At 69.1% G+C, this 14,570-nt stretch carries 16 protein-coding genes; 8 read left to right on the top strand and 8 right to left on the bottom strand.

The window, feature by feature from the left end; translation table 11 throughout:
- Window position 1 precedes the first annotated feature (1 nt).
- From leuD to N5095_RS19725, 4 genes are all read left to right on the top strand, one after another.
- Window positions 2-652 carry a 3-isopropylmalate dehydratase small subunit gene (leuD, locus tag N5095_RS19740; protein ID WP_267624894.1) on the top strand — a complete coding sequence of 217 codons (651 nt, stop codon included), beginning with the start codon at window positions 2-4 and terminating at the stop codon, window positions 650-652.
- 1 nt (window position 653) lies between these two features.
- Complete coding sequence (leuB, locus tag N5095_RS19735) at window positions 654-1,655, top strand: 3-isopropylmalate dehydrogenase (RefSeq protein WP_267624893.1); 1,002 nt, start codon at window positions 654-656, stop codon at window positions 1,653-1,655.
- Window positions 1,656-2,209: 554 nt separating this feature from the next.
- Window positions 2,210-2,539 (top strand): HPr family phosphocarrier protein, encoded by a 330-nt coding sequence (locus N5095_RS19730; RefSeq protein WP_267624892.1) that lies wholly within the window; start codon window positions 2,210-2,212, stop codon window positions 2,537-2,539.
- A 207-nt stretch (window positions 2,540-2,746) separates the two neighbouring features.
- Entirely contained in the window at window positions 2,747-2,896 is a 150-nt protein-coding gene (locus N5095_RS19725; RefSeq protein WP_267624891.1) for a DUF7557 family protein, read from the top strand.
- A gap of 64 nt (window positions 2,897-2,960) precedes the next feature.
- Here N5095_RS19725 and N5095_RS19720 read toward each other — a convergent pair whose 3' ends face one another.
- On the bottom strand, window positions 2,961-3,419 hold the full coding sequence (locus tag N5095_RS19720; protein WP_267624890.1) for a DUF5799 family protein: 459 nt from the start codon (window positions 3,417-3,419) through the stop codon (window positions 2,961-2,963).
- A 122-nt stretch (window positions 3,420-3,541) separates the two neighbouring features.
- On the opposite strand from N5095_RS19720, the gene N5095_RS19715 reads away from it, so the two are divergent.
- From N5095_RS19715 to N5095_RS19705, 3 genes are all read left to right on the top strand, one after another.
- Window positions 3,542-3,913: a DUF555 domain-containing protein gene (locus N5095_RS19715; RefSeq protein WP_267624889.1), complete on the top strand. Its 372-nt coding sequence runs from the start codon at window positions 3,542-3,544 to the stop codon at window positions 3,911-3,913.
- An 84-nt stretch (window positions 3,914-3,997) separates the two neighbouring features.
- On the top strand, window positions 3,998-4,651 hold the full coding sequence (locus N5095_RS19710; RefSeq protein ID WP_267624888.1) for a class I SAM-dependent methyltransferase: 654 nt from the start codon (window positions 3,998-4,000) through the stop codon (window positions 4,649-4,651).
- A 97-nt stretch (window positions 4,652-4,748) separates the two neighbouring features.
- A complete protein-coding gene (locus N5095_RS19705; RefSeq protein WP_267624887.1) occupies window positions 4,749-5,288 on the top strand; it encodes a CBS domain-containing protein in 540 nt (179 codons plus the stop codon).
- A gap of 227 nt (window positions 5,289-5,515) precedes the next feature.
- Here the strand turns inward: N5095_RS19705 and N5095_RS19700 are convergent, their stop codons facing one another.
- Together N5095_RS19700 and purM are read right to left on the bottom strand one after the other, a co-directional pair.
- Window positions 5,516-5,944: a hypothetical protein gene (locus tag N5095_RS19700; RefSeq protein WP_267624886.1), complete on the bottom strand. Its 429-nt coding sequence runs from the start codon at window positions 5,942-5,944 to the stop codon at window positions 5,516-5,518.
- 72 nt (window positions 5,945-6,016) lie between these two features.
- Window positions 6,017-7,090, bottom strand: a complete 1,074-nt coding sequence (gene purM / locus N5095_RS19695) for a phosphoribosylformylglycinamidine cyclo-ligase (protein WP_267624885.1) — start codon at window positions 7,088-7,090, stop codon at window positions 6,017-6,019.
- Window positions 7,091-7,520: 430 nt separating this feature from the next.
- On the opposite strand from purM, the gene N5095_RS19690 reads away from it, so the two are divergent.
- A complete protein-coding gene (locus N5095_RS19690; RefSeq protein ID WP_267624884.1) occupies window positions 7,521-7,772 on the top strand; it encodes a DUF8028 family protein in 252 nt (83 codons plus the stop codon).
- Between the two features lie 90 nt (window positions 7,773-7,862).
- On the opposite strand, the gene N5095_RS19685 is transcribed toward N5095_RS19690, so the two are convergent.
- From N5095_RS19685 to N5095_RS19665, 5 genes are all read right to left on the bottom strand, one after another.
- Window positions 7,863-9,446: an acetolactate synthase large subunit gene (locus tag N5095_RS19685; protein ID WP_267624883.1), complete on the bottom strand. Its 1,584-nt coding sequence runs from the start codon at window positions 9,444-9,446 to the stop codon at window positions 7,863-7,865.
- A 165-nt stretch (window positions 9,447-9,611) separates the two neighbouring features.
- Window positions 9,612-10,091, bottom strand: coding sequence for a hypothetical protein (locus N5095_RS19680; protein ID WP_267624882.1), 480 nt, complete (start codon window positions 10,089-10,091; stop codon window positions 9,612-9,614).
- A 435-nt stretch (window positions 10,092-10,526) separates the two neighbouring features.
- Complete coding sequence (locus tag N5095_RS19675) at window positions 10,527-11,918, bottom strand: NAD-dependent succinate-semialdehyde dehydrogenase (protein WP_267624881.1); 1,392 nt, start codon at window positions 11,916-11,918, stop codon at window positions 10,527-10,529.
- A gap of 103 nt (window positions 11,919-12,021) precedes the next feature.
- Window positions 12,022-12,672 carry a M50 family metallopeptidase gene (locus N5095_RS19670; protein ID WP_267624880.1) on the bottom strand — a complete coding sequence of 217 codons (651 nt, stop codon included), beginning with the start codon at window positions 12,670-12,672 and terminating at the stop codon, window positions 12,022-12,024.
- The gene (locus N5095_RS19665; protein WP_267624879.1) at window positions 12,669-14,345 is read right to left on the bottom strand and encodes a TraB/GumN family protein; all 1,677 of its coding nucleotides are present in this window, start codon (window positions 14,343-14,345) and stop codon (window positions 12,669-12,671) included. The genes N5095_RS19670 and N5095_RS19665 overlap by 4 nt, the downstream gene beginning before the upstream one ends.
- Window positions 14,346-14,570: the final 225 nt, after the last annotated feature.

The following is a 14,570-nucleotide window of genomic DNA, read 5'->3' as shown; positions in this document are numbered from 1 at the left end:
GATGAGTTCCTCTAACCCCACCGACGACGGCGGCGACAAGGGGCCGGCGGAGACCGTCACGCACGTCTCCGGAACGGGCATCCCGATTCGCGGCAACGACATCGACACCGACCAGATAATCCCGGCGCGGTTCATGAAGGTCGTCACCTTCGACGGCCTGGGTCAGTTCTCCTTTTTCGACCAGCGGTTCACGGACGACGACGAGGAGAAGGAGCACCCGATGAACGAGGACCGCTTCCGCGACGCCTCGGTGATGGTCGTGAACGCCAACTTCGGCTGTGGCTCCTCCCGGGAGCACGCCCCGCAGGCGCTGATGCGCTGGGGCGTCGACGCCATCGTCGGCGAGTCGTTCGCGGAAATCTTCGCGGGCAACTGCCTCGCGCTCGGCGTCCCGACCGTCACCGCGGACCACGAGACCGTCTCGGAGATTCAGGCGTGGGTCGACGCCCACCCGCAGGAGACCATCGACGTCGACGTCGAGGGCGAGACCGTCACCTACGGCGACACGACCGTCGACGTGACCGTCGACGACGCCCAGCGGAAGGCGCTCGTCGAAGGCGTCTGGGACACGACGGCGCTGATGGGCGCGAACGGGAACGCCGTCCGCGAGACCGCGGACTCGCTCCCGTACGTCACGGGGGACGGTGTCTGAGATGGGACGCGACGAACGCGACCGAATCGCCGTCATCCCCGGCGACGGCATCGGTCAGGAGGTCGTCCCGGCCGCGGTCGAGGTGCTGGAGGCCGTCGGCGACTTCGAGTTCGTCGAGGCCGACGCCGGCGACGCCGTCAAAGCGGAGACGGGCGACGCCCTGCCACAGGAGACGTACGACCTCGCCGCCGAAGCCGACGCGACGCTGTTCGGTGCCGCCGGCGAGACGGCCGCAGACGTCATCCTCCCGCTTCGGGAGGCTGTGGACTCCTTCGTGAACGTACGCCCGGCGAAGGCGTACCCCGGCGTCGACGCGCTCCGCCCGGAGACGGACCTCGTCTTCCTGCGGGAGAACACCGAGGGCGTCTACTCGGGCCACGAGGACCGCCTCTCCGAGGACCTCTCGACGCTGACGCGCGTGGTGACCACCTCGGCCTCCGAACGCCTCGCCGAGTTCGCCTGCGACTACGTCACCGACCGTGCGGACGCCGGCGAGACCCCGGGTTTCCACGTCGCCCACAAAGCGAACGTGATGCGCGAGACGGACGGCCGGTTCCGCGACGCCGTCGTCGGCGTCGCCGACGAACGCGGCGTCGACACCGACGAGGTGCTGATGGACGCGGTGGCGACCCACCTCTGTCTCGAACCGGAGACGTTCGACGTGGTCGTCTGTCCGAACCTCGCCGGCGACGTGCTCTCGGACCTCGCGGCGGGCCTCGTCGGGGGACTCGGTCTGCTCCCCTCCGCGAACGTCGGCCCCGACCGCGCGCTGTTCGAACCGGTCCACGGCACCGCCCCGGACATCGCCGGCGACGGAGTCGCCAACCCGGCTGCGACGCTGTTCTCGGCCGCGATGTTGCTCCAGTACCTCGGCCACGACGACGCGGGCGAACGCGTCCGCGAGGCGACCGAAGGCGTCCTCGCCGACGGTCCCCGAACGCCGGACCTCGGCGGGGACGCCTCGACTGAGGACGTGACCGCGGCGGTCGTCGACCGTCTCTGAGGACCCGACCGTTCGGCCGGTTTCGTTTCCGTTCGAAACACGTGCTCGCGAGCGTCGCGCAGGCCGTCGAACACACGCGAACACGCACGGGTTGGGAGCGCGGTCGGGTTGCCGGCGTGGGTCCTCGCGCGGCGCGGCATCGCCGGAATCGCGCCGACGCGCGCTCCGACCCGGGATGACGGTGCCGGGTCGGAGCGCGCGCCACCGTTACCACCGCAATCGGTATGTCGCCCCGGCCCGACGACCCGACAAGCGCCAGCCAACCACACACCTGTACGGATTCCTGACCGGAATGCCTCCCATGACACAGAGCCACCGACCCGCCGTCGACACAGCAGAGCTCCTCCCCCGCGCCGTCGTCAGTCCCGACCCGCGCCGGGGACGAAAGACGACTGCCGCGAGTTCCTGCCCGACCGAGCCGCCGCGAGCGGTCGAGTCGTCGACCGGGGGGCCGCCCGCGCCGACGTGTTCGCCCGCGAGTCGGTGCGCAATCGGCTCCTCGCGGCCACGACGGTCGAGGCAGTGCAGGACGCCCTCCGGGCAGGGGGTGCCGGATGAGCGGTAGTGAGACGACGCGCGCGGTGCGTACCGTCCGGGTCGCCGCGGAATCGGGGCTCCACGCCCGCCCCGCGAACGAGTTCGTCGAGGCGGTGAACCGCCACGACGCGGACGTACGAGTGGCTCGCGTCGACAACGAGTCGGACCTCGTCGACGCCGGGAGCACCATCGCGGTCGCCAGCCTGGGCGTGCGCCAGGGGGAGTCGGTGAAACTCGTCGTCGAAGGCGAGGAGCCCGAGGCGGTGATCGACGCCCTCGAACGCGTGTTGTCGACGCCCCAACGAGCGGACGAGCCGAACGTGACGGGCCGGTCGGGCCAGGAGTGAGGCGGTCGGGGGCGTCCTCGCTCGCGTCCTCCCGGCGTGACCCCGCCGACACCGGCGTCGCTATTGGTACCAGCGTCGCCCCCGACGCCACCGACGCTACCGACGCTACCGATGCCATCGACGCCACCGACACCGCGAGCGGCGTGGGACCCGGATTCGCGAAGGGCCGGCCGACAGTATAAGTGGGCGCGTAGCCAACGGTCACCCATGCCAGAGGTCGAACTCAGCGAGCAGACCGTGGCCCGCCTGGACAGTCTCCGCGAAGAGGACGAGAGCTACGACGAACTCGTCGAAGAGCTCATCAACATCTACGAGGCCGAGGAGCTGACGCTGTTCCACAGCGGCGACGAGGTGTAAGGTCGCGGTCGGTTCGACCCGCACGCGAGGAGCCCGGGTGCGTCCCTCCGGCACCTGCTTCGCGCTACTCTTGGTAGGCGATTCTGACCTGCTCCCACTTTCCCTTGCTCTCGAGGTGGCGCTGAAGTTCGTCGGCGTACTCCTGTGTGAGCCGCTCTGCGGCCTCCAGTTCCTCGTCTTTTACCCCGTCGCCGGAGCCGAGACCGAAAGCGCGTTTCACCGAGTCGAAGAGGCCGCCGCCGCCCCCGCCGGAGGAGCCACCGCCCCCGCTTCCGCCTCCGCCGCCCATCGCGCCCATCTGCGAGCGGACGTTCTCCAGTTCGGGGATGATTTGGGGGAGTTTCTCGGTGTTCACGACGATGCGCGCCCGGTCGGGGTCGTCCGCGTGTTCGATTTCGAACTCGGTGGCGGTCATGATGAGCCCCCACTCCTGGTTCGAGAAGCGCGAGGATTGGAGCCGGTCGTTGAACTCCCGGTCCACGGTCATCCGGTCGCCGACGATGGAGTCCGTCCAGTCTGCCATGTCCCCTCGTTCGGCCAGCCGCCGTATCAGGGTTTCCCACACGCGGACCGGTCGACGCGTCGTCACCGGCCGAGGCGTCCGGAAACCACAACACCTGAAAGCACCGCCGACTTGTGGGTGGTATGAGCAACTACCTCGTCGCGATGGAGGCGGCCTGGCTGGTGCGGGACGTAGAGGACATCGACGACGCCATCGGCGTCGCCGTCAGCGAGGCCGGCCGTCGGCTGAACCAGAAGAACAAGGAGTACGTCGAGGTCGAGGTCGGCCTCACTCCGTGTCCGGCCTGTGGCGAGCCGTTCGACTCGGCGTTCATCGCCGCCAGCACGGCCCTCGTCGGGCTGATGCTCGAAATCGACGTGTTCAACGCCGAGACCGAGGAACACGCCGCCCGCATCGCCAAGAGCGAGGTCGGCGGGGCGCTCCGAGACGTCCCCCTCGAAGTCATCGAAATCGTCGAGACCGAGGGCGACGAGGACGACGAGGACGAGCGATAGCGCGTCCCGCCGCGTCTGCCCGAGTCCGGGGCCGGGACGAAATAGTCAGAAGACTGATTGTGTTTGCCTCGATAGTCGGTGCCCGTGGTCGACAAGGACGCAGTCCGCCGGGCGTACGACGAAATCGCCGAGGTGTACGCCGAGGAGCGGGCGACCACCGGCCGCAGCGTCGAGATTCTGGAGGCGTTCCTGGACTCGCTCTCGGACCCACAGCGTGTCCTCGACGCCGGCTGTGGGCACGGGCGACCCGTCCTCACGCGGATGGCCGGGTCGACCGACGCGGTCGGACTCGACTTCTCTCGGGGACAGCTCGACCTCGCCCGGGAGGCCGCACCCGCGGCCGACCTCCTGCAGGGCGACATGACGGCGCTTCCGTTGGACGACGACAGCGTCGACGCCGTCGTCGCCTGCTGGTCGCTCATCCACGTGCCGATGGACGACCACGGACGCGTCGTCGGCGAGGTCGCCCGCGTACTCCGCCCGGGCGGGCGTGTCCTCCTCTGTGAGGGGCGCGGCGAGTGGGACGGCGCCAACCCCGACTGGCTCGACACGGACGTCGGGATGGAGTGGAACATGGCCGGTGAGGAGGCGACACGCGACCACCTCCGGGAGGCCGGCTTCCGCGTCGTCGACCGCTGGCTCGCACCGGATTCGCTGGAGGAGGACCCCGAGAGCCACGGGACACTCGACGAGGAGGACCTCCCGTGGGTGTTTCTCGCCGGGCGGTTGGAGGCGTAGGTCGGTCGAGCCGACGGCGCGGCCACGGCTCGAACCACCCTCACGACCGCCAACACATCGTCGAAAGCTTTTCGTATTACCTTTGGTTATGGCCGGTATGGAACTCCCGACGCCGCAGGACCTCCGCGAGCGCCGGACCGGTCTGGACCTCACGCAGAGCGAACTCGCAGACCGCGCCGACGTGTCGCAGCCGCTCATCGCCCGCATCGAGGGCGGCGACGTGGACCCCCGACTCTCCACGCTCCGGCGCATCGTCGAGGCGCTCGACGAGGCCGAGGGGAGCGTCCTCCGCGCCGGCGACGTGATGCACCCCGAAGTCATCAACGTCGCCCCCGACGACTCGGTCCGCCAGGCGGAGGAGCGCATGGACGAGGCCGCCTACTCCCAACTCCCCGTCATCCAGAACGGCATCCCCGTCGGCTCCATCAGCCACGGCGACATCATCAGAAGCGGCGAGGACGTGGGCGACCTCCCCGTCCGCGAGGTGATGAGCGAATCCTTCCCCTCGGTGTCGCCGGACGCGACCGTCGGCGAGGTGCGCAACCTCCTCGACCACTACAAGGCCGTGATGGTCACCGAGGGCGGCGAGGCGACCGGAATCATCACGGAGGCGGATTTGGCCCGCCAACTCTCCTAACCGACCTCTTTCCTCGTCGGATGGCCTTCGGCCACCACTCTTCACGGGGCGCCGCCGGCGCCCCGTGAAGAAACGAGACTGCTCCGTCGTCTCGCCCCTCCTCGAAAAAGCTCGAGCAAAAAGCCGCTCGCTCCCTCCGGTCACTCGCGGCGACTATCGGAGCGCAACCGCACCGCCGCTGCGCCGCCTCCGCACCGCCACAGCACCGCTCCGCCTCACTTCTGCGCTCACCCCGACCCCGACAGCCGCTCCTTGGCTTCCGAGAACAGCTCCGGGCTCGTCGTCGCGAGGACGAGCAGGGCGGCGCCGAGGACGGTCACCGCCATCCCAGGGCCGGGGTCGAACGTCGACCCGACGTTGTCCAGCCAGTAGAAGCCGACGAGGACGAGCGCGCCGAGACCGGCGGCGGAGCCGAGCATGCGACTCCAGGACTCGCTCGGGCGGTGAACGACGTAGACGAGCGCGGTGACGACGAGCGGGAGGACGACGACCGCCCGGAAGTGGAGACCCGTCTGCAGCCCCGCGTGGTCGGCCAGCCCCGCCGTACCGGCGGGGTCCGCGGTGACTCGAAGCCACGGGAGGAGGGCTCCGACGAACACGAGCGCGGCGCCGACGACCCGGACCGAGAGCCCGGTCGAGAACTGCGGTCGCGCCATACCCACACGTACGTGAACGACCGGTTACCCGTTGATGCCCAATATACAAGGGTCGGTCGCGAACCGACCGTCTCAGATCTCCAGCCCGCGAATCTCGACACACTCGTCCGCCGCGGCCTCGGCCGCCTCGACCCGACCGATTACGCGACCGTTCGTCTCGGCCGCGAGCGACTCGGCCCGGTCCGCCGGACAGGCGGCGACGAACCCGGTGCCCATGTTGAACGTGCGGTGCATCTCCTCGTCGTCCACGTCACCGGCCTCCTGGACGAACCGGAAGACGGACTGGGGGTCGAACGCGTCGTCGACGACGTAGCGGTGCTCGCCCATCCGCGAGAGGTTCGTCCACCCGCCGCCGGTGACGTGGGCCGCGGCGCGGACGCCGTGCTCGCGCATCGGTGAGAGCAGGTCGGTGTAGAGGGCGGTCGGCTCCAGCAGGGCTTCGCCCACGGTGTCGTAGCCGTCGTAGGGGAACGCGTCGGTGTAGTCGCCGTCGCGGGTAGCCGCCCGGCGGGCGAGGGTGAGCCCGTTCGAGTGGATACCCGAGGAGCGCCACCCCACCAAGGCGTCGCCGGCCTCGGCTTCGCCGGCGAAGACCGCGTCCTTGCGCGCGAGGCCGGCGCAGGTGCCGGCGAGGTCCAGTCCGCGGATGACCTCCGGCATGACCGCCGTCTCGCCGCCGACCAGACGGACGCCCGCCTCGGCGGCCCCGGCGGAGAGCCCGGTGCCGACCTGTTCGGCGAACGCCTCGTCGGGTTCCTCGACGGCGAGGTAGTCGACGAACGCGACCGGGTCGACGCCGGCGGCGACGAGGTCGTTCGCGTTCATCGCGATGCAGTCGATGCCGACCGTCGAGTAGTCCCCGAGCGCCTCCGCGACGAGCAGTTTCGTCCCGACGCCGTCGGTCGCGAGCGCGAGGTACCGGTCGCCGATATCCATCAGCCCGGCGTAGTCGCTCCCCTCGGCCTCTCCCGCCCCGACGGCGCCGACGAGCGCCGCGGTCGCCGCCTCGCTCGCGTCGATGTCGACGCCGGCCGCTGCGTAGGTCAGCCCCTCGTCGCCCTCCTCGGCCTCGTCGGCTTCTTCGGGCGCGTTCGGCGCGTCCGGCGCATCGCTCTCACGGTCGCTCTCGGAGCCGTCGTCTCCCATGGACGACCCGGCGATGCGGGCCGGCAAAAGCCCACCGTTCGTCCGGGGGCCCGCCACCCGTCGTCTCCGAGGCCCGAAGCCGACCGTTTTCACCGTGAACGGTCGCTTACTGGCGGCCTAACGGACGATATCGGCGGAGTAGGCCCTGCGAACCGGCCGGGAGCCGGCGCCCGTCGGCTCGCATCGCCCGCGGCGCCACCGTTCCAGGTATCCAACCAGTTAGGGCACCCGTAGCCGACGGGTACGAGCGTCTACCGGCCGGAACGCAGGCCTTACAGCCGTCCTGGAGCACGAATTCGGGCGCCACGGGCAGTATTGGTGGTATAGACTGAGTAATTATCCAGTACTAGCGGGTGAACGGTCTGAAAATTCCACAACGATGTGATCTTTTCAAGCACGTGTCTACCGTACTCCCGACCGGGTGTTTCGGATGTCAGGTGCTTCAACGACCGCAAGTGACCGTACGTCGGCCGGCGCGTCAGCGTTCGCCGTCTCCGCCGCGGAGATGGCGGTCGCTCCGCTCCGATTCGTGGGATTCTGGGCCGCTATCGCGTTTCCGTTCCTCTACGTCCCCCTGTTGATGGGTGGGCTCGAGGGGAACGAGGCGACCGTGTTCCTGGCGCTCCTCGTCGTGAACGCGCTCGCCCTGCTCGTCGGCCACGGGTACAACCGCGACGCGTAACGCGCCGCGGAAGCGGCCTCCCGTCGACCGACGGAGCAGACGACCGTTCGAGCGACGCCACCTCGGCGTACGGAGACTCCCGTTTTCGGACTACGCCAGTCGAACCTCGACGAGCGACAGCTCCCCGTCGCCGACGACGCTGTCGAGGGTCTCCTCGAGGTCCGCCCACGATTCCGGGCGATACGCCGCCATCCCGAAGCTCTCGGCGAAGTCGACGTAGTCCGGGTTCGTCAGTTCTGTGCCGAACGTGTCGCCGACGACGTGCTCGAACTCCTCGGTGATGAGCCGGTACTCGTCGTCGTTGAACAAGAGGACCGTGAACCCGCAGCCGAGACGGTCGGCGGTGTTCAACTCCGCGGCGTTCATCAGGAACCCGCCGTCACCGGTGGCGGCCACCACGTTTCCGTCGACCGCGAGGTCGGCCGCGACGGCCCCCGGAACCGCAATCCCCATGGACGCCAACCCGTTCGAGATGATGCACGTGTTGGGTTCGTAGACGGGGAAGCGCTTCGCGATGGCCATCTTGTGCGAACCGACGTCCGAGAGGAGCACGTCGTCGTCGGCCATCGCCTCGCGGAGGTACGGGAGCGTCCCCTCGACGGTGAACCCCTCGTCGTCGGGCGTCTCCATGGCGTCCGACAGCACGGCGTCGTGCTCGTCCTCACACCACGAGCTCTCCTCGCTGGGTTCGACCGCCTCCGCGAGCCGTTCGAGCCCCATCGAGAGGTCGGCGACGATCTCCAACTCAGGGTTGTAGTGGGCGTACACCTCTGCGGGCTCGTGGTCGAGGTGGACGACCGTCGTCTCGCGGTCGGGGTTCCAACTCTCCGGGTCGTGTTCGGCGATGTCGTACCCGACCGCGAGCACGAGGTCCGCGCGTTCGATGGCCCGCGTCGACTCGTCTTCCGGGCCGGAGTCCATGGTCATCAGCGAGTGCGGGTCGCGGTCGGAGATGGCGCCCTTCCCCATGTACGTCGCCACGACCGGCAGGTGGGTCTCCTCGACGAAGGTACGGAGGTTCTCGGCCGCGTCGGTCCGGACGGCCCCGTTCCCGGCGAGGACGATGGGGTGGTCGGCGGCCTCGATGAGTTCCGCGGCGCGCTCCACGGAGGGGGTGTCCGGGTCGGGCCGCCGGACGGGGTCGCGGGTCGGGAGCGGGTCGTCGTCGACGGCTTCGCTCGCCACGTCTTCGGGGAGTTCGAGGTGGGTCGCGCCGGGTTTCTCGTACTCGGCGAGTTTGAACGCCTTTCGAACCGTCTCGTTGACGACCGCCGGGTCGTCGACGCTCGTGTTCCACTTGACCGTCGACTCGAAGATGTCGACGACGTCGAGCATCTGGTGGGACTCCTTGTGGGCCTTCTCGCGGGAGGCCTGTCCGGTAATCGCCACCAGCGGGGCCTTGTCGAGGTGGGCGTCCGCGACCCCCGTGAGGAGGTTCGTCGCCCCCGGCCCAAGCGTGGAGAGACAGACCCCCGCGTCGCCGGTGAGCCGCCCGTGGACGTCGGCCATGAACGCCGCCCCTTGCTCGTGGCGGACGGGAACGAACTCTATCGAGGAGGCCTTGATGGCCATCATCAGGTGGGCGAGCTCCTCGCCCGGGAGACCGTAGATGCGCTCGACTCCCTCCGCCTCGAGACACTCCACGAGGAGATCGGCCGCGTTGTTGTCGGTCATGGTGGTGCGTTCGGGTGAGGGCGGGAAAAGTCGGTGGGCCGCTACGAATCGGGACAGCGGGGAGGAGTTCGAACCTCGCGTTGTCCGTCGTCGAGTCACGGTTACCGAGCGAACCCCTCGTCTGCGCGCCGAAGCCGATTGTTCGACGTGCCGGAAGCTAGGTCACTACCGTTCTCCGGTCGTCCGAAGCGCCTCACGACACGCGGTCTCCTCGTGGTAGCTAACGAGGAGTGTGAGTCCACCCTCCTCTTCGATTCGGAACTCCATACCGCCGCTCCGGCCGAGATGTGTCCGTAGCCGGGGGTTGTCGGTTCTGTACCGCTTCCGCGCCCCCGTCCCGTGAACCCGTGCGGAGAGCGTGAACGGACCGGTCTCACAGCGCAGGTCCTCGCCGACCGTCTTCGAGTACCGCCGAGCCCCGCCCTGGCCCCGCAGCTCGTAGCGCTCCCAGAGCAGTATCTCGTCGTCGTGCTCGACCAGTAGGCTCACCGCACGGTCCGCCGTCGAGCCGTTCGCAATCGACAGTTCACCCATCACGTACGGTTCGGGTGGCTCCTCGGAACGGAGCGCGGAACAACCGGCAGAGACGGCGAGGGCCCCCGCGGAGAGCGCGAGCAGACGGCGGCGACCGAAGTCGGACGACATTTCGACCGGGTCTCAGTAGCTCGGAAAATAAACCTTCCGTGTGGTCCGTCGGCGATGTGTAGTTAAGAGGGGTTGAGTCGGTAGAGGTGCTGTGTCGGTAGTTCACGGAAGCCCCCGCGCTCGCGACTCGGGCGGCTGGCGAGACTCGTTCCACTCGTCTCGCTGCTTCCCGTTCGCAACGCTCACGGGAATCTCGCTGCGCTCCTCGGCTCGCTCACTGGGTTCGCTCGCCTGCGGTGCTTACGTCGTCCCGAGAAGTGCCGACGGCACTTCTCGTGGGCTCACGAGAGCTTCGCTCTCGTGAACGCCGGCCTTCGCCGCGAGCGCGGCCCCTTCCGAAGTCCCTCCCAACACCGGCTGTTCGGCCGATTGTTGCCCGTCCCTGCTCGGTGGGTCGCTTAACTAAACACGACAGGTCCGTCCCGTGATCCCGACCTACTCCGACCCCTCGGTCAGGTCGTGGTTCACCCACAGCGTCTTCCGGTTGACGAACTCGCGAATCCCGGCCTTCGACAGCTCCCGGCCGTAGCCGGAGTCCTTCACGCCGCCGAACGGCACCCGCGGATCGGACTTGACGTACTCGTTGACGAAACAACAGCCGGCTTCGAAGCGCTTCGCGAACGCCCGCCCTCGACCCGCGGGGTCGCCGGTCCACACCGACGCGCCGAGGCCGAACTCGGAGTCGTTCGCGAGTTCGGCCGCCTCGTCCTCGCTCTCGACCTCGAAGACGGCGGCGACGGGGCCGAACGTCTCCTCGCACGCCGCGGCGGCGTCGCGCGGGACGTTCGTGAGCACGGTCGGCGGGTAGTACGCACCCTCGCGGTCGAGGGGCTCGCCGCCGAGGAGCGCCTCGGCACCCTCGTCGAGGGTCCGCTGGACCTGGTCGTGCAGCTCCTCCATCAGCTCCGCGTCGGCCTGTGGGCCGACCTGCGTCTCCTCCTCCAGCGGGTCACCGACGGTCCAGGAGTCCATCTCCTCGACGAAGGCGTCGACGAACTCGTCGTACACGTCCGTGTGGACGATGAAGCGCTTCGCGGCGATGCAGGACTGGCCGCCGTTCTGGAGGCGGGCGTGGGCGGCCTTCGCGGCGGTCTCCTCGACCGGCGCGTCGTCGAGGACGACGAACGGGTCCGAGCCGCCGAGTTCGAGCACGGTCTTCTTGAGGTTCGCGCCGGCCTGCTCGGCGACGGCCTGCCCGGCGCCGACGCTCCCCGTCAGGGTCACGGCGCGCAGGCGATCGTCCGCGATGAGCGTCGACGCCACCTCCGAGCCGACGAAGAGGTTTTGGAAAGCCCCCTCCGGGAACCCCGCCTCGCGAAAGACCTCCTCGATGGCCTGCCCGCTGCCGGGGGAGTTCGAGGAGTGCTTGAGTAAGCCGACGTTGCCGGCGGCGAGGTTCGGCGCCGCGAAGCGGAACACCTGCCAGAACGGGAAGTTCCACGGCATCACGGCGAGCACCGGTCCAAGGGGCTCGTAGCGAACGACGGCGCTGTCGGTCGGGCCGACGCTCAGTTGCTCCTCGGCGAGATGCGACTCGGCGGTCTCCGCGTAGTACTCACAGACCCACGCGCACTTCTCTATCTCCGCACGGGCCTGCTCGATGGGTTTGCCCATCTCGCGGGTCATCAGTTCGGCGTACTCGTCCTGCCGTTCGCGGAGTACGTCGGCGGCGTTCTCAAGCAGGGACTGGCGGTGGGCGAACGTGGTCTCGCGCCACTCCTCGAACGTGTCGACCGCGGCGTCGAGCGCGTCGAGCGCCTCCTCCTCGGTGTGGTCCTCGTAGCTCTCGACGGTCTCACCGGTGGCCGGGTTGACGCTCTCTACCATGGGGGCGCGTTGGCCGGCCGCGGTGAAAGGCGGTTGGGCCGCGGTTGGTGGTCACCGCGGTGACGGTGTCCGGTCACGAGGGGTCGGCCGACGCGACCGGGAGTCAGAACCCGATACCGAGCACGAAGACGACGAACACCGTCACCGCCGCGCTCGGGAAGAATACGAGCGCCCAGACGACCTTGCTCCAGCCGAGCACCGTCTTCCCGTCGATGCCGCCGTAGGGAATCATGTTGAACGCGGCGAGAAAGAGGTTCACCGCGAGGCCGCGAGCGCCCAGTTCGAGGACGAGGTTCGACCCGGCGCCGACCGCGCCGACGACGAGCAGCGGAACGAACAACACGGCGAGCAGCAGGTTCATCGCCGGGCCGGCGAGGGCGATGAGCCCGTGCTCGCGTTCGGAGAGGTAGCCGCGGTGGTGGACGGCACCCGGGGCGGCGACGATGAAGCCGACGAGCGCGCTCATCACGCCGACGAACAGCATTCCGTAGTCGGCGCGGAACTCCGCCACCTGCCCGAACCGGGTGGCGACGACCTTGTGGGCGAGTTCGTGGAGCAGGAAGCCGACGCCGGCCGTGAGCAGGGAAACGACGACGAGCGTCACCGCGCCGCCGCCGACCAGCGCCCTAACGAACCCCTGGCCACCGCGGGCGAAGAAGACGGCGAAGGCCAGTCCGAGCGCGACCCAGGCGACCCCAAGGTCGAGCAGTTCGCGCGAGCTGAACCGCAGACCGCTTTCGGTTCGGGAGCTCACGACAGCGCCCCCAGGATGATGTCGAGGCTGTTGCGCGCCCCGTCGAGCATCAGGCGCGTCACCGCGTCGACGCCGCCGAGTTCGGCCCCGAACAGCGGGAGGACGTACGCCGCGAACAGCGCGGTGCCGATCATGCTCCCGATGTTCGTCATCGCGACGACCATGATGAGCCGAAAGAGGGGTACGTCGAGCATGTCCGACAGCACCGCCTTCAGCGGGCGCTCCTCGTCGGAGAGCAGTTCGTTCAGCGTGCCGATGTCGGCGATGTTGACGGCGGTGTGTCGGAGTTCGACGTATCCCGAGAACCAGCCGGGCGCCAGAAGCGGGTTGACCGAAGTCATCCACGCGAGTCCGCCGCCGACGAGCGCCGAATCCCAGCGGGCGCCCGCCAGTTTGGCGAGACCGCCGGCGAACAGGCCGTTGACGAGGAACCACGCGCCGAACAGCCGGAGGAGGAACCCGTTTCGGACCCCCGCCATCGCGAGCAGGAGGAAGAACGCGAGGAAGCCCAGCGAGAACGTGACTCCGATAATCTTGAACCACGGAATCCCGCGCGACTTCGCCTCCCCGACGAGCGACTCCATCGGCGGCAGCGACGACGGGTCGTCGAGGTAGCGTTCGATGCCGGCGCGGTGGCCGGCGCCGACGACGGCGACGACCTCCTTGCCCTGCTCGCGCAACGCGAGGAGTCGATGCGCGATGAACGCGTCGCGCTCGTCGATGAGCGCCTCCGCGCCGCCCGGGCTGAACTCGCGGAACTCCTCCATCATCACCGTCACCGCGTCGCGGTCGGTGAGCCGGTCGAGGTCGACCTCCTCTATCTCCTCGCCGCCCGAACCGACCCCGAGCGCGGCGAAGGCAGCGCCGGCGGCGGCGCCGACGAGCACGCCCGCCGTGAGCCCGAGGGTCATGCTCCCGAGCGCGGTGACCGCGAACCCGCCGAGGCCGGCGACGAACCCGGCGCCGAGACCGAGCGCGGCACCGCCGACGCCGCCGGCGAGGACGCCGACGCCCGCCCCGGCGAGGAGGCTCTCCTCTTCTCCGAGGAACGACCCGGCGACGAGGTAGGTGAGGAACCCGGCCCCGAGTCCGACGACGCCGCCGGTCGCGGCCCGGAGAAGCACCGCGTCGGTGAGCCCCAACGTCGGGCCGAAGAGGCCGATGATAGGCCCCAAGAACAGACCGACGAACACGCCGATGCCGAGGCCGACGATTCGCGGGTCGGCGAGGCCGAACACCAGACTCCCCATCATCTGGAGCTTCTCGAACGTCGACAGCCGGGTCCAGAAGCGCTGGACGGTGGTCTGGATGTCGCGGTCGACGAGCGCCACGTCGATGCCCAACTCCTCTGCGGTCTCGACCGCCGCCAACATGTCGGCACCGGGTTGGATGTCGAACTTCTCGCCGAGGCGCGCCTGCACGTACGAGAGCGTCCAGTACGCGATGAACTGGAAGACGGTATTCCCCTTCAGCAGGTCGCCGGGCTCCAGGTCGTCGGGCGTCTCGCCCTGCATCTGCCGGTAGCGACCCTCGTCGAGTTCGACCGCGACGACCTCCGGGCGCTCGCGGTCGATGACCTCCTCGACCTCGCGAACGCTGCCGGCGGAGACGTGAGCCGTACCGACGACGTGGACGCTCCCCCCGTCGGCGACCGACTCCGCTCGTTTACTCATCGGTGTCGTGAACACGGCGGCGCGGTTTACCGTTGTCGGAGTGTCGTGCGGTCGCGTCCCGCGGGTTCGACCCTCGTCCGACGCGGGAGTTCATACGGGATACCGGGACTACCACCGTCGTCGCCTGAGAGGAACCGCGGGTCGGCCGAGGCGGTCGTGCGAGACACCGCCCGCGGAGTCGTTCGTCGACGGTCTCGCCTGTTCGTCACGTTCACCGGGTCAGCG

Source organism: Halobium salinum, assembly GCF_026586625.1.
Taxonomy (GTDB): Archaea; Halobacteriota; Halobacteria; order Halobacteriales; family Haloferacaceae; genus Halobium; species Halobium salinum.
The sequence above is the reverse complement of the archived record's forward strand: the minus strand, read 5'-3'. Positions and strand labels throughout refer to the sequence as shown.